We start from the raw sequence: 8,349 nt of genomic DNA, 5'->3' as shown, positions 1-8,349 counted from the left end.
GTGTGGGCCGACGCCGGATACGCCGGGCGGATGGTCACCTTCGCCACCAAGGTCTTGGCATTCACCGTCGAGATCGTCAAGCGTGCCGATGACCAGGTCGGCTTCAAGCTGCTGCACCGACGGTGGGTGGTGGAACGAACCTTCGCCTGGATCAGCAAGTACCGCCGCTGCGTACGCGACTACGAGCGACGCATCGACACCAGCGAGGCCATGATCCACACCGCGATGATCATGACCATGTCACGCCGACTGGCCCGCTGACTCAATTCCCGGACACGCACTGAGCTGCGCGGTCGGGCGGCTGCGCCCGCTGAGGGCCGGACGCTCGATTCCTCCGAGTTCAACCCGGTCGGCCCTGTGCGTGGCGGTTCCGCCCGCGTCGGTACCGCGTGGCACTCTCCGGCGGCGGGGAAAGCATCTTGAGTGAAGGAGCCCTTGGTTGTCTGCGGTGCTCGTCTTTCTGCACGGAGTCGGCGATGGCGATCCGCAGGGGGCCTGGCTGAAAGAGCTGAACAGCGGTCTGGTCGAGGCGGGGTACGAGCCGCTAGAGAAGTCCCAGACAGTCGCGCCGCGGTACAGCGACCTGCTCGAGACCGACGGAGTCCGGGCGTCCATGCCCTCGCGTACGTATTCGGCCAAGGACGAGGACGCTCGCAGGCGAGACTACGAGCGCCGGCAAGCACGGGTCAGCCGGCTGATCGGCCACGATCCTGATGCGTGGACTGCCGGCCTCGAGGCGGTGCCAGAAGTCGTCGTCGACGTGGTGCAGAGGGCTGTTGTCGACCTGCGGCTGGGCCAGCTCGGCCAGGTCGATCGCTACATCGACAACGACGGATTGCGGGGCGCGATCCTGCGCCGCGTCCTCGAAGCGCTCCCGGCTGAAGGCGATCTCGTGCTCGTCGGGCACAGCCTGGGTTCCGTCGTAGCGATCGATCTCCTCGACCACCTGCCACCGTCCCTGCGAGTTCGGCGCCTGGTCACCCTTGGCAGCCCAGCTGGCTCGACCTTCATCCACGAGAAGTGCGAGAGGCTCCTCAAGCGGTTCCCGTACGGCCTCGTCGAGGACTGGGCGAACGTCTACGGGCGAGGAGATGTCGTGACGGCGGGGCGCGGCCTCGCGGGCACGTTCCCCGCTGCGCAGGACTTCGTCGTAGCTGTCGGGCCACGCCACTACGCCAAGGCCTATTTCCACCACCCCTCCGTGCGCACCCTCGTCGGGGAGGCGATGTACGGGTCTCAGGACAAGAGCATCGTCCCGGTCGAGCGCAGCATCGAACTGCGCATTCCCGCGCCGGTCGAGCAGGCGGTGTTCTTCCTCGCATTCGCACACCACGTCCGACGGATGATCGACGATCGCAAGGTCGCCGAGCGCTACGAGCCGGCGCTCCGCCTCGTGCAGGAGGACATGGCCAACCGGCTCAAGCTGATGCTGGTCAACGAGGGGCGGCCGGTGCCGACCGTGGTCGAGAGCCTGGGCGACGGGAAGCCGCCGCGAGCCCATCGCGACTGGGACCTCGACGCGGCCATCGATCCCTTGGTTCTCTGCGCGATGTCCAACCTGGTCCAGCCGTATGACATCAACCCGGGCAAAGCGCCCACTGCGGCGCTGCGCGACATGGCGATCGAGATCGGCGTCCAGCCCGAGAGCGGGACGACGATCGGCAAGGCGATCCAAGAAGTCAGGGGAGTGCTCGAGGACAGCTCCGGGATCCCCTGGACGCGCATCGCCTTCGGTGTCGGCGGGGTCGCCTTGCTGGTGGCTGGACCGCTGGGCATCGCCCTTGCTGCCCCGGCTGGCTTGGCCGGTGCGGCGGCGATCACGAGTGCTCTCGCGACCTTCGGTCCCGGTGGCATGGTGGGCGGTATCGCCTTGCTAGGCGGGATGGCGTCCACTGGAGCTGCAGTAGCCACCGGAGCTGCGGTCGGCGGGGCCGGTGACGCGCCACTTGAGCAGATCGTCATCGACCTGACCGCTCGCATCTCCGCCGCCCGTGCTCGACAGATGCTGGATCTGTCGATCGATCGGACCCTCTGGTACCACGTCGTCGCCCTCGAAGCGGAGCTGGCCGCGGAGCTCAACCGACTCGAGCCTCTCAGCGACGGCAACTCACCTCGGCTCAAGGACTTGCGCCGCAAGCGTGACGTCGTTCGCCGCGCCCTCTCCTACATGGCCTCGAAGACCATGCAGCCCCGGCAACTGGTACCGGGGTCCGATGCGGATACGGCTGCCTGATGTCGCGACTCGCCTGGCTCGACTTCTCCGCCGAAGACCAAAGACGTACTCGGGAGATCCTTCGCTTGTTCGAGGAGACGGAAAGCCGCGACGAGCTGGGCATCGGCCAGGCACGGGACGCCTTCTCCGACCTGCTCTTCCCGGGGACGTCGGTCCTGCTCACGCGTGCTCGATACTTCCTGATTGTGCCGTGGTGCGCCCAGACGGCCGACAAGACGGCGCACTGGAAGTACCCGCTGTCGATGGACGCCATCGAGCGCCGCGCCCTCGTGGCGTTGAAGAAGGCAGCACCTGCTGAGCTCGGCATCATCGGCGCCCGTGCCGGAGCGGCGGTGAAGAACCTGCCCTCGGTGATCTATGCCCACGCGCTGGAGCGGTACGGCATCGCACGCGACGCCATCGAACTGGTCGCGGATGAGGACGACCTGGGCGAACACGTCACCAGGCAAGCCTTGGGAAGATGGGTGCCCTCCTTACCGCCCGTTCCGCCGGGCTTCCCGGACGAGATCCCAGGGGGCGTCCACCTGACGCACGAGGAAGCCGCCTGGCTGGCCGAACAGATCGCCTCGGCCAGTCCCGGCAGCTACCTCACCCACCTGCTGCAGTCAACTCTCCCCGTCGGCAGCATCGACTGGCCGTGGGTACACCCGGCGCTGTCTACGGCGGACCCGTACATGCGCGCGCTTGTCAATGACGCAGAGCTCTTTTCGCTCGCCATGCACGGCGCCGCGCTGCTCTACAACCTGCTCATCGCGGAGTGGTACGAGGAAGAGAAGCTCACCCGTGAACAGAAACCCGTGGAGCGATATCGCCAGAAGCTGCGGGACTGGGTGGGGGCCGCATCATCGCACCCACTCCGCGCCTCCTGGGACACGGCTGCGATGTGGCAACGCATCCTCGAGCAGAACCCACGCATCGTCGCCAATGCCCGTGCCCGCCGCTTCATCAGCGACTGGCTCGACGTCTTCGTCCGAGGCGACTTCGACGGCATCGCCGACAACGGGTCGCTCCGTCAGTTGGTCGTCGAACGCGAGCGCGCGGTGAAGGGCCCGCAGTCGCGCCTGCGCAACGAGAAGCTCTTGCGGAACTGGGCGGGCGCCTCGGGAAGCCAGCGTCTTGGCTACCGGTGGGGCAACGTCGCCACGTTGATCCGGGACATCCACGCCGGCCTGAAGGTGACCGGTGCTAGAGCCTGACGGTCGCGCGCTGCTGCTCGACGCCCTCCGAGCGCCGGAGGGCTTCGAGCTCGACTACGCCGTCGCCACGACGTTCACGCTGCACCTCGACACGGCGCTATCGGTACCCCTGTCCTTCCTCCCACGCCGGCTGGCCGAATCGGGCGATCCGATCGCGCTCATGGAAGCGGTCCGGACGGCCGGCGACCGGCTCGACGTCTTCCACCAGGCCGGCATGGTGTCGCTGCCGCCGTCGCGGTCGCCGATCCTCTCCTTCCTCGAGCCGGTCCTCCACGCCGTCCGACGTCCCAAGGCCGGATACCTGTTCCACCCCAAGCTCTGGGTGCTGAGGTACACGGCAGTCGACACGGAGGACGTCCACATGCGGCTCCTCGTGCCGAGCCGCAACCTGACGGCAGACCGGAGCTGGGACCTCTGCCTGCAGCTCGACGGCTGGATCGGTCCGAAGGCAAACACCCAGAACAAGCCTCTCGTCGAACTGATCCGGGCTCTCCCCGGTATGAGCCTGGCGACGTTGCCGATGGAACGCCTCGCTCGGCTGGAGGGGCTCGCCGACGACCTCCGACGCACGGACTGGGAGCTGCCGGAGTACGTCGACGAGATCTCCTTCGACGTCCTGGGGCGCGGAAAGCGGCTGGCCGACGACTTCTTCGTGGGGGACAACCACGTCGTCATCTCGCCGTTCTGCACGGAGACCGGCCTGGCGACAGTCACGGGCGGCCGCTCGGCCACCGTGATAAGCCGCCAGGAGACCCTGGATGCTCTCCCGCCGGTGACGCTCGCCGAGCACAGGGCGTTCGTGCTCGACCCGCTCACCAGCGAGGTCGAGAACCGCGGTGAAGGGGCAGCGCCTACGGCCACCGGGCTCACCGGTCTGCACGCCAAGTGCTATGTGCTGACCTACAACCGGAGGGCGTGGATCCGGGTTGGGTCACCCAATGCGACGGAGGCGGCGTTCGGCGGCAACGTCGAAATCCTGGTGTCGCTGGTCGGATCCGCTGCCAAGCTGGGGGTGGCGAGGCTGACGGCCGAAGACGGCGGGCTCCGCAGCATCCTCAGTGAGCATTCACCCCAGCCGGCGGTCGAGGACGACGACATCGCGCAGTCGCTTGACCACCTGCTCATCGACCTGGCATCACAACCCTTCATCGCCACGGTCAAGCCGGACGGCGAGCGCTATCGGGTCGAGCTCGACGGGCCGGACACCGGTGCCGCATCCGAGGCCACCCGGCTCACCGTCGGCTTGGTGACGGTGCCAGAGCTCTCTGCCGAGATCCCGGTCGGGGAAACCGTGCGCGCCACATTCAGCCCGCTGGAGATAGACGACATCTGCGCATTCGTCGTGATCACGGCAGTGGTGGGTGATGTGAGAGCGAGCGCTGTTGTGCTGGCGGAGCTGATCGGGGCCCCCGCTGATCGCCTCGACGAGATCGTCGCTCGTCAGGTGAACAGCCCGGAGAAGTTTCTCCGCTTCCTCGCACTCCTGCTCGGCATGGGCCAGCCCGCGTGGGCCCTCGGTGCCGACCAGAATGGCGAAGGCTCGCCCTCAGCGGGCTCGTCGTTCGAGGCCCCGGGACTGCTGGAGCTGCTCATGCGCGCCTTGGTCGAACACCCGGACCGCCTCGATGACCTCGCGCGATTGGTCGGCAAGCTTCGCGTCAGCACGAATGAGCCCTCCGTCCTGCCACCAGGCTTCGCCGAGATCTGGGACGTGGTCGACGCCGTCCGGCGGGAGGACGCCGCGTGACGCGCTTTGACGCCGGTCCCGTGCTGGCCGGGTTGAAGGACTTCCAACGCGACACCGTGGAGCACGTCGCACGTCGCTTCTTCACCGATCCTGAGCCGACACGACGCTTCCTGGTCGCCGACGAGACGGGGCTCGGCAAGAGCGTGGTCGCCCGTGGCGTCATCGCGAAGACGTTGGAACAGCTCCAGGACGACGCCTCCGTCGACCGGATCGACATCGTCTACATCTGTTCCAACGCCGACATCGCACGGCAGAACCTGGCTCGGCTCGAGGTCACCGGTAGCCGGGCCACCCAGATGTCCACCCGGCTCACGATGCTCGCGAGGCATTCTGCGGCGTTGAAGGCCACGGCTCCCGCCGCACTGGCCAAGCCGGTGAACCTCGTGGCGTTCACGCCGGGCACGAGCTTCGAGAGCGGCTGGCGCACCGGGCAGGCCGAGGAGCGGGCTCTCATCTACCTCCTTCTCGAGCAGCAGTGGGACCTGTCCGGCTGGGGGCGACGCAGCGCCATCCGCGCGCTGCAGGCCACCACCCGGACGTTCGCCCGCTTCGAGGACGTGGTCAGGTACGTGGCCTCGTCGCTCGAGGACGGCCCCGACCCGGTGATCGCCGATGCGTTCGCCAAGGGTCTCGCGACGAGCGGACTACAGGGACGTGTAGAGCGGATCTTCGATGATGTCGGCCGCAAGGAGCGGCTTCCCGACGACCTCAAAGACCGCTCGACGAAGCTGATCGGCGAGTTGAGGAGCTGCCTCGCCAAGGCATCGATCGAGTCGCTGCAACCCGACCTCGTCATCCTCGACGAGTTCCAGCGCTTCCGTAGCCTGCTGTCCGTCGAGGAAGGCGGCGAGAGCGCCGAGCTCGCCCGAGAGCTGTTCGACTACGGCCAGTCGAAGGTGCTCCTCTTGTCGGCCACGCCGTACAAGCCGTTCACACTCGACAAGGAGACGGTGACGTCGGGCGAAAGCCACCACAAGGACTTCCTCGAGACCCTGCGCTTCCTCAACGGCAACCCGCGCTGGCTCAGCTCGGTGCAGGAAGGTCTGACCGCCTACCGCGACGCGCTCACCCGCGGTGGCGCGGCAGCCGAGGCGGCATCGAGGGTCCGCGAGCTGCTCACCACCGTCATGACCCGTGCCGAGCGCCCGCGGCTGAGCACCGGCGAAATGGTCCAGGAGCGACGTCGGGACATCACCAACCTGCAGGCCGACGACGTCCGTGGCTACGTCCGGCTCCGCGAACTCGCCACGGCCGTCGAGGGGAACGCGACGCTCGAGTACTGGAAGTCAGCGCCGTACTTCGTCAACTTCACAGACGGCTACCTGCTCGGCGAGAAGCTGAAGAAGGCGCTGAGCGACGACGGAGCAGAGCGGCTCCGCACGCTGGTGGCGCGGACGCAGCACCTCGACGCATCCGCGCTTGCGAAGTTCCACGAGATCGACATGGGGAACGCCCGCCTCCGCCAGCTGGCAGACGAGACGGTCGGTCAGGGCTGGTGGCAGCTGCTCTGGCTTCCTCCGTCGATGCCCTACTTCCAGCTGGGGGAGCCGTTCGCCGACCACGCCGGGATCACCAAGCGACTGGTCTTCTCGTCCTGGTCGGCTACCCCTACTGCCATCGCCGGTCTGCTGAGCTACGAGGCGGAGCGTCGGCTGGTGGACGGGCGCCTGACGGACAACTCGGCGCGCGCCCGGGCGGCCGTTGCCAGCCGTCTTGACTACCGACTCGACGGTGACCGTCCCGCCGCGATGAGCGCTCTCGCCCTGTTCTGGCCGCACCCTGTGATCGCGGACCTGGGTGACCCGCTAGCGGTCGCCCGGTCTCGTCCCGACGAGACGCTGCGCCGGGAGGACATAGAAGAGGTGGTCCGCAGGCGTGTCATGGCGCAGGTCCCTGCTGAACAGCCCCAGGTACCGGAGCGGGACGCGCCGGCCTGGACAGGTGTATTCGGCTGGCCGGGCGCTGTGCCGGGGATGGGTCGCGACGACCTGCTCATCGCGCTGTCCGGAGGATCCCCGGAGACCCAGCAGGACCCGGACCGCCCGGCTGCCGAAGGCCATGCCGGCCTGGCGGCGCACGTCGACGTCGCCCTCGCCACAGCGGCCCGGTCGACGGCACCCCATCTGGGCGGTAGTGACGACGCCCTCCAGGACATCGTGCGGATCGCCGCCCACTCCCCGGGCAACATCGCCTGGCGCGCGGTGTCGAGGGTGCTGCGAGAAGGCGACTCCGTGGCACCTGAAGAGCACTGGCAGGCGGCGGCGCACCTCGCGGCTCACCTCCGTGGGCTTTTCAACCGGTTGGAGACCACGCTGCTGCTGGACCGCGGCGAGGATGACAACACCTACTGGCGCGTCGTCCTCGACTACTGCGCGGCCGGCAACCTGCAGGCGGTCCTGGACGAGTACCTCCACCACCTGCGGAGCTCGATATCGGACGTCCCGCTGAACGGCCCGACGCTGATGGCGCTGATCGACGACGTGGTCCGTGCGGTCGGCCTGCGGCCGGCCGCCTACGCGCCGTACTACCCGCTGGACGAGAACGGCCCGCGCCTCCGTAGCCGGTTCGCGCTGCGCTACGGCTCACCTCGGGGCGTCTCCACGGATGCTGCTGAGGGTGTCCAGATCCGGCAGCAGGACGTTCGGACGGCATTCAACAGCCCGTTCTGGCCGTTCGTGCTGACGACCACATCGGCCGGGCAGGAGGGCATCGACTTCCACTGGTGGTGCTCGGCGATCGTCCACTGGAACACCCCGGCGAACCCAGTGGACTTCGAGCAGCGAGAAGGCCGCGTGCACCGCTTCGGAGGCCACGCCGTCCGTCGGAACGTCGCCGCCGCGCACCGCGCCGAAGCCCTGCGGGCTGACGACGCCGACCCGTGGAAGGCCGCCTATGACGCCGCCGATGCTGCGACGAAGGACCAGGGCGACTTCGTGCCGTACTGGGTGTACGACGGCGAGGCCAAGATCGAGCGTCACGTCTACCCATATGCGCTGAGTCTCGACGGGCCTCGCTACGAAAGACTCAAGCGGGACCTGGCCATGTACCGGTTGGCGTTCGGTCAGCCGCGGCAGGAAGATCTGTTGAAGCTCCTCGATCGCAGGAGCGACGACGAGATCGGCAAAGCCGATGTCATCGACCTGCGGCCACCTGCCCGCTGACGGTGCTTCTCA

At 67.9% G+C, this 8,349-nt stretch carries 5 protein-coding genes; all 5 read left to right on the top strand.

Annotation, left to right across the window (positions count from 1 at the left end):
* A partial coding sequence (locus QOZ86_RS08815; RefSeq protein WP_284491585.1) for a transposase occupies window positions 1-261 on the top strand: 261 nt, incomplete at its 5' end.
* 178 nt (window positions 262-439) lie between these two features.
* Window positions 440-2,233: a lipase family protein gene (locus tag QOZ86_RS08810; RefSeq protein WP_284491584.1), complete on the top strand. Its 1,794-nt coding sequence runs from the start codon at window positions 440-442 to the stop codon at window positions 2,231-2,233.
* Complete coding sequence (locus QOZ86_RS08805) at window positions 2,233-3,429, top strand: DUF6361 family protein (RefSeq protein WP_284491583.1); 1,197 nt, start codon at window positions 2,233-2,235, stop codon at window positions 3,427-3,429. Before QOZ86_RS08810 ends, QOZ86_RS08805 begins: the two co-directional genes overlap by 1 nt.
* 160 nt (window positions 3,430-3,589) lie before the next feature.
* Window positions 3,590-5,176, top strand: coding sequence for a phospholipase D family protein (locus QOZ86_RS08800; protein ID WP_284491582.1), 1,587 nt, complete (start codon window positions 3,590-3,592; stop codon window positions 5,174-5,176).
* Window positions 5,173-8,337 carry a helicase-related protein gene (locus QOZ86_RS08795; protein ID WP_284491581.1) on the top strand — a complete coding sequence of 1,055 codons (3,165 nt, stop codon included), beginning with the start codon at window positions 5,173-5,175 and terminating at the stop codon, window positions 8,335-8,337. Before QOZ86_RS08800 ends, QOZ86_RS08795 begins: the two co-directional genes overlap by 4 nt.
* The last annotated feature ends 12 nt before the right edge of the window (window positions 8,338-8,349 follow it).

It is taken from the genome of Blastococcus capsensis, from assembly GCF_030165005.1.
Lineage (GTDB): Bacteria > Actinomycetota > Actinomycetes > Mycobacteriales > Geodermatophilaceae > Blastococcus > Blastococcus capsensis.
This window is presented reverse-complemented; position numbering and strand designations above follow the sequence as displayed.

Bases quoted from the DNA above. Each gene is read 5' to 3' on its own strand.
- QOZ86_RS08805 (WP_284491583.1), top strand. From the start codon at position 2,233: ATGTCGCGACTCGCCTGGCTCGACTTCTCCGCCGAAGACCAAAGACGT.
- QOZ86_RS08800 (WP_284491582.1), top strand. From the start codon at position 3,590: ATGGAAGCGGTCCGGACGGCCGGCGACCGGCTCGACGTCTTCCACCAG.